The sequence below is a fragment of the Rhizobium sp. SG570 genome (assembly GCF_012275345.1).
Lineage (GTDB): Bacteria > Pseudomonadota > Alphaproteobacteria > Rhizobiales > Rhizobiaceae > Rhizobium > Rhizobium lusitanum.
In genome coordinates this window covers 244,788-258,726 of record NZ_JAAZQI010000006.1, presented here as the reverse complement: position 1 = coordinate 258,726, position 13,939 = coordinate 244,788, and the positions used below count along the sequence as shown (strand labels likewise).

11 protein-coding genes are annotated in these 13,939 nt (G+C 61.0%); 1 reads left to right on the top strand and 10 read right to left on the bottom strand.

Annotated features, from left to right (window positions below; all coding sequences use genetic code 11):
* Positions 1-15: 15 nt before the first annotated feature.
* The 7 genes from FHT28_RS15035 to FHT28_RS15005 form a co-directional block, all read right to left on the bottom strand.
* A complete protein-coding gene (locus FHT28_RS15035; protein WP_168596622.1) occupies positions 16-882 on the bottom strand; it encodes an ABC transporter permease in 867 nt (288 codons plus the stop codon).
* Positions 879-1,832 (bottom strand): ABC transporter permease, encoded by a 954-nt coding sequence (locus FHT28_RS15030; protein WP_112442636.1) that lies wholly within the window; start codon positions 1,830-1,832, stop codon positions 879-881. The genes FHT28_RS15035 and FHT28_RS15030 overlap by 4 nt, the downstream gene beginning before the upstream one ends.
* A gap of 88 nt (positions 1,833-1,920) precedes the next feature.
* Positions 1,921-3,450: an ABC transporter substrate-binding protein gene (locus FHT28_RS15025; protein WP_168596621.1), complete on the bottom strand. Its 1,530-nt coding sequence runs from the start codon at positions 3,448-3,450 to the stop codon at positions 1,921-1,923.
* 157 nt (positions 3,451-3,607) lie between these two features.
* Complete coding sequence (locus tag FHT28_RS15020) at positions 3,608-4,525, bottom strand: LysR family transcriptional regulator (RefSeq protein WP_168596620.1); 918 nt, start codon at positions 4,523-4,525, stop codon at positions 3,608-3,610.
* A gap of 15 nt (positions 4,526-4,540) precedes the next feature.
* Complete coding sequence (locus FHT28_RS15015) at positions 4,541-5,539, bottom strand: P1 family peptidase (protein ID WP_168596619.1); 999 nt, start codon at positions 5,537-5,539, stop codon at positions 4,541-4,543.
* A gap of 313 nt (positions 5,540-5,852) precedes the next feature.
* Complete coding sequence (locus FHT28_RS15010; RefSeq protein ID WP_015338438.1) at positions 5,853-6,047, bottom strand: hypothetical protein; 195 nt, start codon at positions 6,045-6,047, stop codon at positions 5,853-5,855.
* Positions 6,048-6,557: 510 nt separating this feature from the next.
* Positions 6,558-9,485 (bottom strand): aminotransferase, encoded by a 2,928-nt coding sequence (locus FHT28_RS15005; protein ID WP_168596618.1) that lies wholly within the window; start codon positions 9,483-9,485, stop codon positions 6,558-6,560.
* 343 nt (positions 9,486-9,828) lie between these two features.
* On the opposite strand from FHT28_RS15005, the gene FHT28_RS15000 reads away from it, so the two are divergent.
* Entirely contained in the window at positions 9,829-10,386 is a 558-nt protein-coding gene (locus FHT28_RS15000) for a cytochrome b (RefSeq protein ID WP_037200963.1), read from the top strand.
* A 32-nt stretch (positions 10,387-10,418) separates the two neighbouring features.
* Here the strand turns inward: FHT28_RS15000 and purU are convergent, their stop codons facing one another.
* The 3 genes from purU to FHT28_RS14985 form a co-directional block, all read right to left on the bottom strand.
* Positions 10,419-11,303: a formyltetrahydrofolate deformylase gene (gene purU / locus FHT28_RS14995; protein WP_092575736.1), complete on the bottom strand. Its 885-nt coding sequence runs from the start codon at positions 11,301-11,303 to the stop codon at positions 10,419-10,421.
* A 191-nt stretch (positions 11,304-11,494) separates the two neighbouring features.
* Entirely contained in the window at positions 11,495-12,520 is a 1,026-nt protein-coding gene (locus FHT28_RS14990) for an acyltransferase (protein ID WP_037197143.1), read from the bottom strand.
* A gap of 38 nt (positions 12,521-12,558) precedes the next feature.
* Positions 12,559-13,803 (bottom strand): hypothetical protein, encoded by a 1,245-nt coding sequence (locus FHT28_RS14985; protein ID WP_168596617.1) that lies wholly within the window; start codon positions 13,801-13,803, stop codon positions 12,559-12,561.
* Positions 13,804-13,939 lie beyond the last annotated feature (136 nt).

Sequence of the window (13,939 nt, the reverse complement as noted above, 5' to 3'; positions counted from 1 at the left end):
TCTTCGTGTCTGAAATCAGCGTGCCGCCTCGCGGGGGTCGAGAAGGTCGCGCAGGCCGTCGCCGAGCAGGTTGAAGCCGAGGACGGAGAGTGCGATGGCAAGGCCTGGCAGGAGGGCGAGCCACGGCGCGGCATGGAAATAGGTCTGGGCATCGGCGAGCATCCTGCCCCAGGTCGGCTCCGGTGGCGGCACGCTTAAGCCCAGGAAGGCAAGCCCGGCTTCGGTCAGGATCGCGAGGCCAAGCTGGATCGTCGCCTGCACGATGATGCCGCTCATGATATTCGGCAGTACGTGACGCACGGTGATCGAAAGCTGCGTATTGCCGATCGCGCGCGCCGCCAGCACATAGTCGCGGCTCCAGGCCTGCAGAGCAGAGCCAAGCGCCACGCGGGCAAACACCGGCACCATGAAGACGGCAATGGCCAGAATTGCGGTTGTTCGACCCGTTCCCAAAAAGGCGCCGAGGATCATGGCCGAGAGGATGGGCGGCAGCGCGAAGATCACGTCGCAGGCCCGCATGACCAGCGCCTCGAAAATACCGCGCCGCGCAGCCGCCGTGATGCCGATGATCGTCCCGAGCGTGCCACCGATCGCGACGGCCGAGACCGAGATCGACAGCGAATTCCAGCAGCCGGCCATCAGCATGGACAATACGTCGTGGCCGAGCTGATCCGTGCCGAGAAGCCCAAAGCCGAAAGGCGGCTGCAGCTTGTGGGTGATCTGCATCTTCGCCGGCGGCACCGGCGTCCAGAACAGCGAGAGAATGGCGATGCCGACAAGCGCAAGGATGATGATCGCCCCGAGGATCAGGTTGGCGCGGCGCAGCTCGCGAAAGCGGGAACGGTGGGGGCGGGCGACGGTCGCGCTGTCGGTGACGCTCATCGTGCACCTCCAGCCCGAAGCCGGGGATCGATGACGAGATAAGAGAGATCCACCAGGAAATTCACGACGATGACGAGGCCGGCAAAGAACAGCACGACATCCTGAAGCACGATGATGTCACGCTGGCTAAGCGCCTGATAGGCGAGCCGGCCGAGGCCGGGCAGGGTGAAGACATTTTCGATCAGCACGGCTCCGGCGACGAGAAAGGTGAATTGCAGGCCGAGAATGGTGAGCACCGGCACCAGCGCATTCGGCACGACATGTCCCCAGAGCACGCGGCTGCGCGACAGGCCCTTGGCAAGCGCCGTGCGGGCGAAATCCTCATGCAGTGTGTCGAGCACGGCCGAACGGGTGACCCGGGTCAGCACCGCCGCCTGCGGCAGGGCAAGGGCGACAGCCGGCAGCACCAGCGATTTCATCGCTGGCCAGAGCCCATTGCCCCAGCCGGGAAAGCCGCCGGCCGGCATCCAGCCGAGCGAGGTGGCAAACAGCAGCACCAGCAGCAGCCCCACCCAGAAACCCGGCACGGCAATGCCCATCTGCGAAAACAGCGCGGCGAGGATGTCGAAGAAGCCGCCGCGCCTGGCGGCAGCCGCAACGCCGAGGGGAACGGCGATGAGGACCGAAAGCACGACGGCAAGGGCGGCAAGCGGCAGCGTGACGGCCAGCCGTTCGGCAATCAGGCCGGCGACCGGCACGCCGTAGGTATAGGATTTGCCGAGATCACCCGTCAACGCGCCGGCAAGCCATTGGCCGTAGCGGACGATCAGCGGCTGGTCGAGGCCCATATCGTGCCTCAGCGCTGCAAGTGTCTCCGGTGTCGCGGATGTGCCGAGCGTGATCGCAGCGGGATCGCCCGGCAGCAGCGCCATGACCGCGAAGACCAGCAGCGAAACGGCGATCAGCGTCAGCAGGAGCCCGAAAATCCTACGGATGAGGAGTGCGATCATAGCATGTCCATGGCCGATCATGCCCGGCATCGAAATGGTTGGCGGCGGGCGAAACGATTCGCCCGTCCGCGCCTGCAGGCGAAAGAGGTCAGTCTTCCCAGGAAACGTTGGTAAGGACGTTCGAGGGAATAGGCTCGCTTTCCCAGAGGCCCTTCAGCTTCTTGTCCCAGACGCCGAGCTTCGGCATGACGAAGAGGAAGAGTGCGGGCACATCCTCGGCGAGAATGGTCTGCGCCTCCCCGTAAAGCTTGTTCTGCTCGACCGGGTCGGCAGTGAGCTGGATCTTCTTCATCAGCTCGTTGAAATCAGGGTTCTTGTAGTTGAAGTAATAAGGGTCGCGCGAATAGATATCGATATCAAGCGGCTCGGCATGAGCGACGATGGTCATATCGTAGTTGCGGCCGCTGAAGACGTCCTGCACCCATTTAGCCGGAAACTCGGTGGGCTCGATGTTCATCGTCACGCCGATATCGGCGAACATGGCCTGCATCACCTGGGCGCTGCGCGGCGCATAGGCCATCTGCGGTGTCTTGATGGTGAAGCTGAAGCCGTTTGGATAGCCGGCTTCGGCGAGCAGCGCCTTGGCCTTCGCCGTATCGTAGGGAAGCGTGCCCGTCAGGTCCTTGTAGCCGGGATCGTTCGGCGTGTAGTGGCTGCCGATCGCCGTGCCGAAACCGGACCAGGCGCCCTCGATGATCGTCTTGCGGTCGAGCGCCATCATCAGCGCCTGGCGCACGCGCTTGTCGTCGAAGGGCTTGCGCGTATTGTTCATACCGGCCACGACCTTCAGCTCGGTATTGCCGATCTTGGTCATCAGCCTGGGGTCGCCGTCGAAGGAGCTCATCAGCTCGGGCGCGGCGAATTCCGGAAAGGCGTCGAGATCGCCGGCTTTCAGGGCCGCAGCTTCGGCCTGCGGGTCGGAAATGAAGCGGAAGGTGACCTTCTCGAGCTTCACGTCGACGGATTTGTTCCAGTAATCGGGGTTCTTGGCGAGTTCGACATGGTCACCCTTCGCCCAAGAGGAAAACTTGAACGGGCCGGTGCCGACGGGCGTCGTCTTGTCGTTGGCGGAGGATTTCGGTCCGACCATGACCGCAGAGGGCCAGCCGAGCCAGTAGAGCAGGCTGCCGGTCGGCGAGGAAAGATGCAGGACCAGCGTTTGCGGATCCGGCGTATCGATCGAGGCGATGGTCGCGAAGAAGCGCTTCTGCGGATTGACGGAATCCTTGCCGCGGGCGCGATCGAGCGCGAATTTCGCCGCTGCCGAATCGAAGGCCTCGCCATCATGGAATTTGACGCCGCTCTGCAGCTTGAACGTATAAGTCAGGCCATCGGGAGATATTTCCCAGCTCTTTGCGAGCTGCGGCACGATCTTGCCGCTTTCGTCGATGGCAACGAGCCCCTCGAAGATGTTCTGCCAGGTGACCTGACCGATCGCGACGGGTGCTGCGATCGTCGGATCGAGCCCGGTCGGCTCGACGCTCATGCCGAGATTGAGCGTCGTCTTGGCAGCTTCCGCTGGCGTTAGACCAAGCATCAAAAGACCGGCGGAAAGCGCCGCACCGCAGGCGAGGCGGCGCGCAAAATCGCCGAGGCTCGGGCGTAAAAACGTGGTCATTTCAGTTCCCTTGCTTTTGTCCGCAAGTCCGGCTTCCCTTCCGGCATACGGTCTTTTCAAGATAGTGTCATCTCGCGGGCGTACACTCAATTCTGAAAATGTGTGCTCGGTGTAGCCGATATCGCTACACTGAATTCCGTCATCTACAGTATTTCGATCAATCCTGCCTCTCCTTGGCGGTCAGTTGCTGGCGCATGAAGCGCTCGATGAAATCAAGCAGCTTGCCGGCGGCAAAGGAAAGCTGGCGGTCGGGAGCGACGCAGAGGTCGATCGGTGTCCTCACTCCCTTACCATCAGCGACGGGCAAGGCGATAAGCTGGCCTGCTGCGATCTCCCGCTGCACCGTCAGCGCCGGCAGCATGGTGATCGCAGCGCCACGCAGCACCAGCTCCTTCTGCATTTCCAGCGATCCAGTCTCGAATACCGGATCGAGCGTCAGCCCCTCACGCTCGAACAGGGTGTCGAAGGCTTGCCTCGCACCGAAGGAGCGGTCGGGCACGGCAAGCGCGTGCGCGGCGATTTCGGCCACAGTGATCTCCTTGCTACCCGCGAGCGGATGCGAGGCCGCGAGGATCACGTCGTAAATCAGCTCGGAGCGCAGGCGCACTTTGGTTCCCGAAAGTGGCGGCGCAAACAGCGTCACCGCCATATCGGCCTCGGCACTGTTGACGGCTTCGATGGCGCCGCGCGCGCTGGTGATGGTCACCTCGAAGCGAAGCCCTGGATAGCGCAGGCTGAATTCGGCAAGCGCGGGAGCGAGGATATTGGCGACCGCAGCACCATTGGCATAGATGCTGACGCCGCCGCGCTGAAGGCCCTTCAGGTCTTCGATCAACTGATGCACATGCTCGAGTTCGCGCAGCGTCCGGCCGGCGCGTGCGGCCAGCAATTCGCCGGCGGCCGTCAGCTTGACGCCACGGGCGCTGCGTTCCACCAGCTGCGTGCCGAAGTGATATTCGAGATTCTCGATCTGCCGGCTGATGGCCGTCGGCGCCACATTCAGGTTTTCGGCCGCCTGACGCATCGAACTGGTGCGCACCAGCTCATCGAAATAGATCAGCGCCCGGATCTGCATGCGCGAAACCTCCGGCTAGGCGACAGGCTTGGCGAAGCGATCCCGCCACGCGGGCTGCGTGCCGTCGATCGGCAGCGCCGCCGCCTCGTAAACGCCGCGGGCGATCGCGCGAGCCATGACGATGGCGGCGAGGTGGCAGAGCTCCATGAAGCTCGGCATGTCGTCGCGATCATGCTTGCCGGTGGAGGCCGCAAATATCGTATCACCGTCCAGCGGCAGATGCGTCGGCAACAGGGCGCGGGCAAAGCCGTCATGGCCTAAGATCGACAGGCGATGTGCCTCCGCCTTGGTCAGCCGTGCGTCGGTAACGATGGCGCCGATCGTCGTGGCGGTGACATTGGTGCCCTTCAGCCGCAAGCGTGTATCAATGGTTTTCGGCATGCCGAGCCCGCCGAATTCGCCATTCTCCTCGAAAGGAGCGGCCCAGAAATGTGGGCCGTCGCCGATGGTGGCGGAGCCAAGCGCGTTGACGGCGACGATGGCGGCGATCCGGTATCCCTCGCTGCTGACGGCGCTGGCCGAACCGAGCCCGCCCTTGACCGTAGCCGTCGTGGCACCTGTGCCGGCGCCGACGCTGCCGAGTGCAAACGGCCCTTTGCCCGCAGCTTTGAAGGCGGCATAGCCCATATCGCGATAGGGCGAATACAGGCCCCAGTCCTTGTTGCCGCCATTGATGAGATCGAAAAGGATCGCCTGCGGCGCAAGTGGCACCCGCGCGTCGCCGACCTGCAAGCCACGGCCGATTTCGCGAAGACCCGCCTGAACACCGCCGGCCGCATCGAGCCCGAAGGCGGAACCGCCTGAAAGAACGAGGCCATCCACAACCCCGACCGTCATGGCCGGATCCAGCAGCGCGGTATCGCGTCCGCCCGGCGCGCCGCCGAGCACTGTGCAGGAGGCCACGGTCGGTTCGTCGAAGATGATGGCGGTGACGCCGGAGCCGAGCGCAAGATCGGTGGAATGACCGACGGCGACGCCTTCGATATCGGTCAGGAGATTGAGAAGAGCAGCCAATGAAAAATCCTTCGCCTTTTGCAGCGCGAGGCTGTCATGGCGATAGGACCGTAAAGAGGATGAAAAGACAAGATGGGTTTGTTGGAGCGTCGGGGCCGACCCTCGTGGTTCCAGGGCCCTTCGGGCCATCTCACCATGAGGGCGGAGTGGCCTCGCGTGGAATGCAATAAAACCTGATTTCGAAGGCGAAAGCAGGATAGGTCCGGTTGATTGTATCGGAAAGATCAGCCCTCACCCTGAGGTGAGAGCGTAGCGACCCTCGAAGGGCGAGGGCGGGTGATTGGAATGTAAAAGTGGCGGCAAGGCCGATCCATCAAACGTGGATCGGCTTTGCCTGTTGGCGAGAAAGGAGATCGCGGATCGCGAGCTTCACTTCGTCTGCATTTCTGAAGTGCTGCTCGTCCAGATCATGGACGTGATATTTCACAGCAATGAACTTGAGCCGATCCTGATCGGGAACGACGATGCCGACCGGAACGCCGGCGTATTCGATAACTTGCTTCTTCATAAATATACTCCCTCCGCACCGCTATCGGCGCAGACATGGCGAATTGACTGTTTGAATCCGGTAAGGGGACGAACGTCACATTCGACAGCGCGGGCTGGAGAGCGCGCCCGAGCGGTCATGGCCAAGCACGGACCGCCCAAGGATCGAAGCGATGGCTTTAACTTTCAGCATGTCACGTCCCTAGTTGGTGTTGTACTTGTTAAGGCTCCGATTCCAGAGCCGGTGATCCGATGTGCTATTGTCTACAATCTTAGTAGATAATAACAAATACATCTCCAGAAACATATTCCGAAAGATGTCAAAATGTCGACGATCGGGGAAATATAATTCCGTACCTGGCTAATTGCGGGGTAGGTTGTGTCAACCTCCGCGCAACTTTCCGTAGTGGAACGGTATTGCCGATCACCGACAGACAAGTAGGAATGAACGACAGATTCGGCAATGCCCCGGCGGCATTAAAATTCACCCGCCGCTAAATTACCCTAATGGTTAATGGCGCTGTTGGACGGATCAAAATCCGTCTCCAAGTACCTTTTCCAGCGCCTTCACGAAGAAATCGGCACTCTCGGCGGAAAGGCAGAGCGGCGGCTTGATCTTCAACACGTTCAGGTGATCCCCGGTCGGCTGCATGACGACCCCGAGATCGAGCAGGCGCTCGCAGATCGCGGCCGTCTCCTCGGTGGCGGGTGTCAGCGCTTCACGGTCGCGGACGAACTCCACGCCGAGGTAGAGGCCCATCCCGTGCACCGCGCCGATCAGGGGAAAGCGTTCCATGAGCGCGATCAGCCCCGCCTTCAGACGATCGCCGATGAGCTGGGCGTTTTCCTGCAGGTTTTCGTCCCTCAGAATGTCGAGAACCGTAAGCCCGACGATCGAGCTTACCGGGCTGCCGCCGGCAGACGAGAAGAAATAGCCTTCCTTTTTGAGCGATCCGGCAATCTCGCGGCGCGTGATGACAGCGCCGAGCGGATGGCCGTTGCCCATGCCCTTGGCGATGGTGATGATATCGGGCACGACGCCCTGGCTCTCGAAGCCCCAGAAGTGCTCGCCGAGCCGGCCATAGCCCACTTGCACCTCATCGGCGATGCAGAGGCCGCCGCGTTGCCGCACGGCATCATAGACGCCGGCAAGATAGCCATGGGGCAGGGTGATGCCGCCGGCATTGCCGTAGACCGCCTCCGCGATGAAGCCCGCAAGGCCGTCGCCCTTTTGGTCGATGGCCTGCAATTTTGCGGCGACGTCGTCGAGATAATCGGGGCCGGAGTCAGGGCCCCGGAATGGGCCGCGATAGGTATTGGGGGAAATGACGGGATGGACCCAGTCGGGCCGCGTCGTCAGCGCCTGCGGATTGTCGGCAATCGAGGTGGAGACGGCGTCGCTCGCGACTGTCCAGCCATGATAGGCCTCCAGCAGGCAAAGCATGTTTCTCTTGCCGGTATGCGCCCAGGCGAGGCGAATGGCCAAATCGTTGGCTTCGGAGCCGCTGTTGACGAGGAAGACGCTGTCGAGCCCCTCCGGCGCCAGCGTCGCCAGCCGCTCGGAAAATTCCGCGACGGCGGCATAATGGAAGCGGGAGTTGGTGTTGAGCCGGGACCATTGCTGCGCGATGGCCGCCGTCAGTCGCGGATGGGCGTGGCCGAGCGTGGTGACGTTGTTGACCATGTCGAGATAGCAGCTGCCCTGCATGTCGAACAGGAATTCGCGCCAGCCGCGTTCGATCTGCGGCGGGATCTCGTAATAATGTTTCTGCGGCTCGGCGAAATGCGCATTGCGCAAGGAAAGCAGTGAGGAGGAATCCGGCCGTGGCGCTTCGCAGGCGGCATTGAGCAGAGCGGCGGGCGAGGGGCAGACGGCAGACCATCCATCAGCCTGATCCGCTGCAGCATAGAGCGGCGGCTCCAGTGTCGGCACACGGCAGAACTGCACGCGCAATCCGCCGATCGCCGATCCCTCGCTGCCGATCGTGCCCAGGGTCGCGCCCCGTTCGATGGCCGCGCCGTCTTCGAGTGCGGTGTCGACACCATCGAGATGCAGGCTGATCTCTTCGCCGACAAGGACAAGATGTTGCCCTTGACGCTGTAGAAGCCCGGGGAAGGGCGCCGCAACCGTCGCGCCGGCCGGCAGGCAGATGTCACTGTGCAGAGCGAAATTCCGTGGCGGCGCCATGCTGAGCGGAGCCGCGAGTGACAGGCGGAATTCGCCGTAGCGCGTTGCCGCCGCGCCGGAGGCAATCGCCGCCTGCGCAAGCAGCCGCCAGTCCATGTCAGGCTTTTGCCAGTTGCCATCGATAAAATCCGGCCCGGTGACGGAAAGATCGACAGCGACGATCTCTCGCGGATCGATATCCGGCAGCAGCGCCGACCAGCCTTCGGTCGCGATCGGGGTGACATCGAAGCCGATCGTTCGCAGGATCGCGGCCTCCATCACATCCGGTTGCGCACCGGTCGCGACATCGAAAATCTCGCGTTCGAAATCGAGATTGCCGCGCACATAGTCGTTGTCGGGATCGATGGCGAGCTGCTGTTCGGTGCTTGCGGCCAGGATGACGGCGCGCGCGACGATCAGGGGCCATAGGGCCTTGGCCTCGGCCTCTTCCAGCGGATAGATCGCATGATAGGCCCTGACGGCCGGAAGGATTTGGAAGGGATTACCATCAGCGTGATGCAGCAGCGAGGCGCAGGTGACGGCGAGATCGCCGACCAGCCAGCCCTGGATGATATCGCCGAAATCGATCACGCCATCCGGGACGAGCTGACCATGCGCATCAGGGTGGCTGACGACATTGTCGTCGGTGACATCGTGATGGACGGGCTGGACGCGCAGCGCGCTCGCGAGCGGCTGGATGCGCTTGACCGCCGCCACCATTGCCTTGGCGATGCGGTCGCGTGCCTCATGGTCCGTTATGGCCGACAGGAGCTGCACGGCGACCGGCCCGGCCCGGCGCAGGTCCCATTGCAGGTTCCGGTGAAGGCCGGGATGCTCGAAATCGGCGAGGTCGCGTGCGAGCCGGGCCGAAAGTGCTCCGAGACCGGCGGCGGCCGCCGGTGAGAGATGTTTGCGCCGCGTCAATGTCTGCCCGGGGAGAAAACCGAGCAGCCGGACGAGATAGTCCTGTTCGCGGATGGTGATGGTGAGAATGTCGCGGCCGTTGAGTGATGGCACGACATCGGGTATGCGAGGCGCATCGGGCTTGCCGTGCAGGTGGCGGATGGCGGCGTTCTGCGCTTCGAGCTCGACCAGCTCGTATTCGGCCCGGCATATCTTCAGCACATAGGCGTTGTCGCCGGCATCGATGCGATAGTTGCGGTCCTGCTGGCTGCCGAGTTCGCTCAATGCTCCGCTGAGGCCGTAATGCGTCTGCAGGATCTCGGCTGCGTCTTCCGGCGTGATATCCGGTCTTTGCAGTTGCATACGGTTCACGAGCGCGGCGTCAGCCATGGCATCCCCCCGGACGGTTCATTTGCGTCGACACTAAACCATTCCATCCTAAAGAAAATCACCGAAAACAGATAGGGTGATCGAACATAAGTCGGAAGATAGGCTTCGCGCGGCTTCCGCCCAGATGTCGACCTCAGTCGAATAGCTGCAACCGGCCCGCGTCTCGCCGGACGATTTCCATCGCCTCGCTAAGGGTTTTCGCCTTTGGCACGACATCAATCGCACTTCGGATTGCGGGCGTCACAGCTCGCGAGAAGGTGAATTGACAAGCCTTCAAATCAGCCAGGTTCCGGACGATCAACCCATTTGCGCCGAAATCCCATGACCACCGGAGAACCAGCATATGCCGAACACTACCGAGGCCTCGTCCGATACGCCAACACTCCGATACCGACCGTCGCAGCGAATCCTGCACTGGACTATGGCCATTGTGATCATCTCAGCTCTCGGCCTTGGTCTTTATTGCTCGTATCTCGTGCCGGGCTCGGCGCTTCGCCGCGGCCTTCTCGATGTGCATAAATCGCTCGGCATGACGGCGCTGGCGTTGATTGCAATCCGCCTGCCGCTCAGGTTTTCTTTCGGCGAGCCCGCATATCGGCAGCCGCTCGACGCCCTCAACCACTATGCGGCGCGGGGCGTGCATATCCTGCTTTATGCGCTGATGATCCTCATGCCGCTCGCAGGCTACACGACCTCCGCGGCCGGCGGTTACGACCTGCCGTGGTTCGGGCTTTTCCAGTGGCCTAATCTCCTGCCGCTCGACAAGCCGCTGGAGAGAATGGCCGCCGAAATCCATGAATACGGCGCCTATTGCCTATATGCGATCGTCAGCCTGCATGTCGTGGCAGCCCTCTGGCACCACCTCTTCCGAAAGGATGAGGTGCTGCGGCGGATGCTGTAATCGGGAAAGGCCGTGGATCGAACGATCGGGGCTCACCCCATCCGCTCGGATGCATAGCTTCCCGGGCTTGCCGGGAAGACGATGGTGCGGTTGCCGTTGAGGAAGGTGCGGTAGTGGATATGCGCATGGATGGCGCGGGCCAGCACCTGGCTCTCGACGTCGCGGCCGATCGAGACGTAATCATCGGCCGACTGCGCATGCGTGATGCGGGCCGTGTCCTGCTCGATGATCGGACCTTCGTCGAGATCAGCCGTCACGTAATGCGCCGTCGCCCCGATCAGCTTCACGCCGCGCTCATAGGCCTGCTTGTAGGGGTTCGCTCCCTTGAAGGACGGCAGGAAGGAATGATGGATGTTGATGATGCGGCCAGACATCTTCTGGCACATCGAATCCGACAGGATCTGCATGTAGCGGGCCAGCACGATCAGTTCGGTGCCGGTCTGCTCGACCACCTCCATGATCCGTGCTTCCGCCTGCGGCTTGTTGGCCTTCGTCACCGGAATATGGTGGAAGGGGATGTCGTGGTTGACCACGACTTTCTGGTAATCGAAATGGTTGGAGACGACGCCGACGATGTCGATCGGCAGCGCGCCGATCTTCCAGCGGTAGAGCAGGTCGTTGAGACAATGGCCGAAGCGCGAGACCATCAAGAGCACCTTCATGCGCTTCTTGCCATCGTGGATCTCGGCCTCCATCTCGAACTTGGCGGCGACCGGCTTGAAGCCTTCGACCAGCGCCTCCAGGCCGACCCCTTGCTCGGAGATGAAGGAGACGCGCATGAAGAACTTGCCGGTGTCGAGATCGTCGAACTGGCTGGAATCGACGATGTTGCAGCCCTGGTCGGCCAGATAATTGGCTATCGCCGCAACGATCCCGCGCGTCGACTGGCACGATACAGTCAGTACATAGTTCTTCATGTCTCTTCCCTCGTAGAACGGCTCATCGTCGCCGCTCGCTTATCGCAATCAGCACTCAGGGAAAAGCTCCCCGATCCGAACGTGGGACAAAGCTTATGACAGGCGGCGGAAAACTCCGTTCCCATTGCGCCTTTAAGCCGCGTATCCCCGTCGTCTTGAGAGCAGACGCCAAAAAATCTGATAGGAGGCGGTCAAGCGGCGACCGCGCGCTTCCTCTTCCATTTCCGCCAGCGGCTGGGTGTCGTCAGCTCATGAATGATGGCGCCGCCAATTGCCGAGCAGATGATGCAGCTGACGATGAAGACCGGAGGACTTGTCAGAATCTGGATGTTCAGATGGACGCAAATGATACGTAGAAATGCGAGCGTGAAGGCGTGGGTGAGATAGATGCTATAGGAGGCATCGCCGAGATAGTTCAGCGTCGCGATGACCGGAAGCTTCGAAAAGTCGATCGACACGGCCGAATACAGGATGACGATCGCCGGGACGCCCCACGTGTAGGCGCGGGTGCTGGCGTCGCAAAGTGCCTCGTTGATCAGCAGAAAGGAGAATCCCACCACCAGCGCCGGCCAGGCAACCGCCTGCGGCAGCAGGATCTTGTCGAGATAGAGCTTGGCGAGAACCACGCCTGCCAGGAATTCGTAGATGATCGGGTCGCTGTAGAATTTGGCCGCCGTCATGCCGCCCGGCATGAAGCGGCAGACGAGAATGATCGTCGTCATCGTCGCAAAGAGTGCCGCAATGCGATATTTTTCGCGCACGAGCAGCAGCAAGCCGAACACGAAATAGAAGAACATTTCGTAATTGAGCGTCCAGCCCGGAACGACCACCGGGACCGCCATCGTCGGATCGGCGGGATTTTTCCAGGGAAGGAAAAAGAGCGAGGCAATCAGATGCGGAAGATCGAAGACCGTCGACTTCAATAATGTCGGAGCGAGAAGTGCCACGCTCGCTGCGAACAAGGTCGCCAGCCAGTAGAGCGGCACGATGCGCTGGATGCGGCGTCGGTAGAAATCCAGCGGACGTATTTCACGCCCGGCAGTGGTGAGCCACATGACGAAGCCGCTGAGCACGAAGAAAATGTCGACGCCGGTTTCGCCGGAAAGGTAGAAATCCGTCTGGAAGTCGGGCTGGACCTTCGACACCTGTAGTATCGAATGAAAATAGACGACCATCAGCGCGGCGATGGCACGCAGATACTGCAACTGAACAAGCATCTCGATCCTCACGCGGCCGTTGCCGACGTGAATGGTCGTCAGCCCGGCACTCTACTTTCATTTAGGTTTTCCGACTGCACCCGAACGGCGCGCGGGTTGTCGGAAACACGCATGTAACCGACGAGCAGCCAGAGCAGCCCGGCGATCTTGATGGAAAAGATCGCCGTACCGCCGATCATCATATTCAGAAAAATGAAAAGAGAGAGTGAATGCGCACAGCGTCTTTGCGCCGCCGTCCTTCCGGCCGGATAGAGGCAGACGAAGAGCCAGAAGACGATGAGGCCGAAAATCGTCGATCCGTAGATGAGATAGACATAGCCGCTGTCGGCAAATTCGCCGATACGCGAGATCGACAGGCCGAGTATTGCCTGGATGTCGAGGTCCAGCATCTTCTTGATCGTGACCCCGATGCGCCCGGTGAAATTGTCGCCAACCTCGTCCGGCTTCATGAAATGCACGAAGAAGCCGATGAGGATAATGACCGGCATCAGCGTCAGATTGAATGCCTTCGGGATTTTCGGAAACAGAAAATAGCCTCCGATGCTGACGCAGGAAAAAATCAGCATCGTGCGGGTGTCATTGGTGAGCAGGATCAAAAGCACAGTCGAGATGCACAGCGCCTTTTCAAGGAGGGCGAGCTTCGGCCAGAAGGAGAGCAGGTAGATGACGATGACGCCGCAGAAATTGGCGAGCGACACCTGTTCCAGGAAGATCGATGACGAGCGGTGATCGATGAGGCCGAAGGAGAAGCGCCCCTGGAAGCCGAGGGCATTGGCGAAAAGGCCGGTCGAGTTGAAGCTCACCTGCTTGATGCCGCGCGTATTCTCGAAATATTCGCCGGGATGGAACAGGCTGACATAAAAGGGCGTGCTGACGATTTCGCAGACGAGAAACAACAGCACTGCTATGCAGGCGATCCGGAAAGCGAGCTTCACCGTTCTCTCGCTCGCCCAGCTGCCGATGCCGGCAAAGGCGAAGATGATCAGAATGTTGCGGAACTGGTCGATGAAGGTCAGGCGGTTGAAGACGATGATGTAGATCGTGATGACCAGCGCGAAGCCGAGAAACAGGACGATCGGCAGGTCTTCCTCGTAAATCCCCTTCTTCAGGATGAAAGCCACGCTGGAGATCATCATCAGACCCTCGCACAGCACGACGTGCGAGATCGAGAGCGGCATGATGTTGTGGTTGATATAGGCGAGGATGCAGTTGTAGAGCACCGAAAACAGCGTGATCGCCAGGATCGGATAATCGATACGCTGTTTGTCTGTGAGGCTTCTCATCTGTCGTCCACGACTGCCGCATGCTTTGGCCGTCACAACGATAGCAGTCCCGTGATTCGTGACAAAGCGCTAACCGCTGGAGCAATTCCGGGAAAAGCGCGTAGCGGTTTTCCGTCCGGATGTGCTGGAAAATAAG

What these genes read in the sequence shown, in the direction of transcription:
- FHT28_RS15035 (WP_168596622.1), bottom strand. Translation starts at nt 882, where the DNA reads ATGAGCGTCACCGACAGCGCGACCGTCGCCCGCCCCCACCGTTCCCGC.
- FHT28_RS15030 (WP_112442636.1), bottom strand. Translation starts at nt 1,832, where the DNA reads ATGATCGCACTCCTCATCCGTAGGATTTTCGGGCTCCTGCTGACGCTG.
- FHT28_RS15025 (WP_168596621.1), bottom strand. Translation starts at nt 3,450, where the DNA reads ATGACCACGTTTTTACGCCCGAGCCTCGGCGATTTTGCGCGCCGCCTC.
- FHT28_RS15020 (WP_168596620.1), bottom strand. Translation starts at nt 4,525, where the DNA reads ATGCAGATCCGGGCGCTGATCTATTTCGATGAGCTGGTGCGCACCAGT.
- FHT28_RS15010 (WP_015338438.1), bottom strand. Translation starts at nt 6,047, where the DNA reads ATGAAGAAGCAAGTTATCGAATACGCCGGCGTTCCGGTCGGCATCGTC.
- FHT28_RS15005 (WP_168596618.1), bottom strand. Translation starts at nt 9,485, where the DNA reads ATGGCTGACGCCGCGCTCGTGAACCGTATGCAACTGCAAAGACCGGAT.
- FHT28_RS15000 (WP_037200963.1), top strand. Translation starts at nt 9,829, where the DNA reads ATGCCGAACACTACCGAGGCCTCGTCCGATACGCCAACACTCCGATAC.
- purU (WP_092575736.1), bottom strand. Translation starts at nt 11,303, where the DNA reads ATGAAGAACTATGTACTGACTGTATCGTGCCAGTCGACGCGCGGGATC.
- FHT28_RS14990 (WP_037197143.1), bottom strand. Translation starts at nt 12,520, where the DNA reads ATGCTTGTTCAGTTGCAGTATCTGCGTGCCATCGCCGCGCTGATGGTC.
- FHT28_RS14985 (WP_168596617.1), bottom strand. Translation starts at nt 13,803, where the DNA reads ATGAGAAGCCTCACAGACAAACAGCGTATCGATTATCCGATCCTGGCG.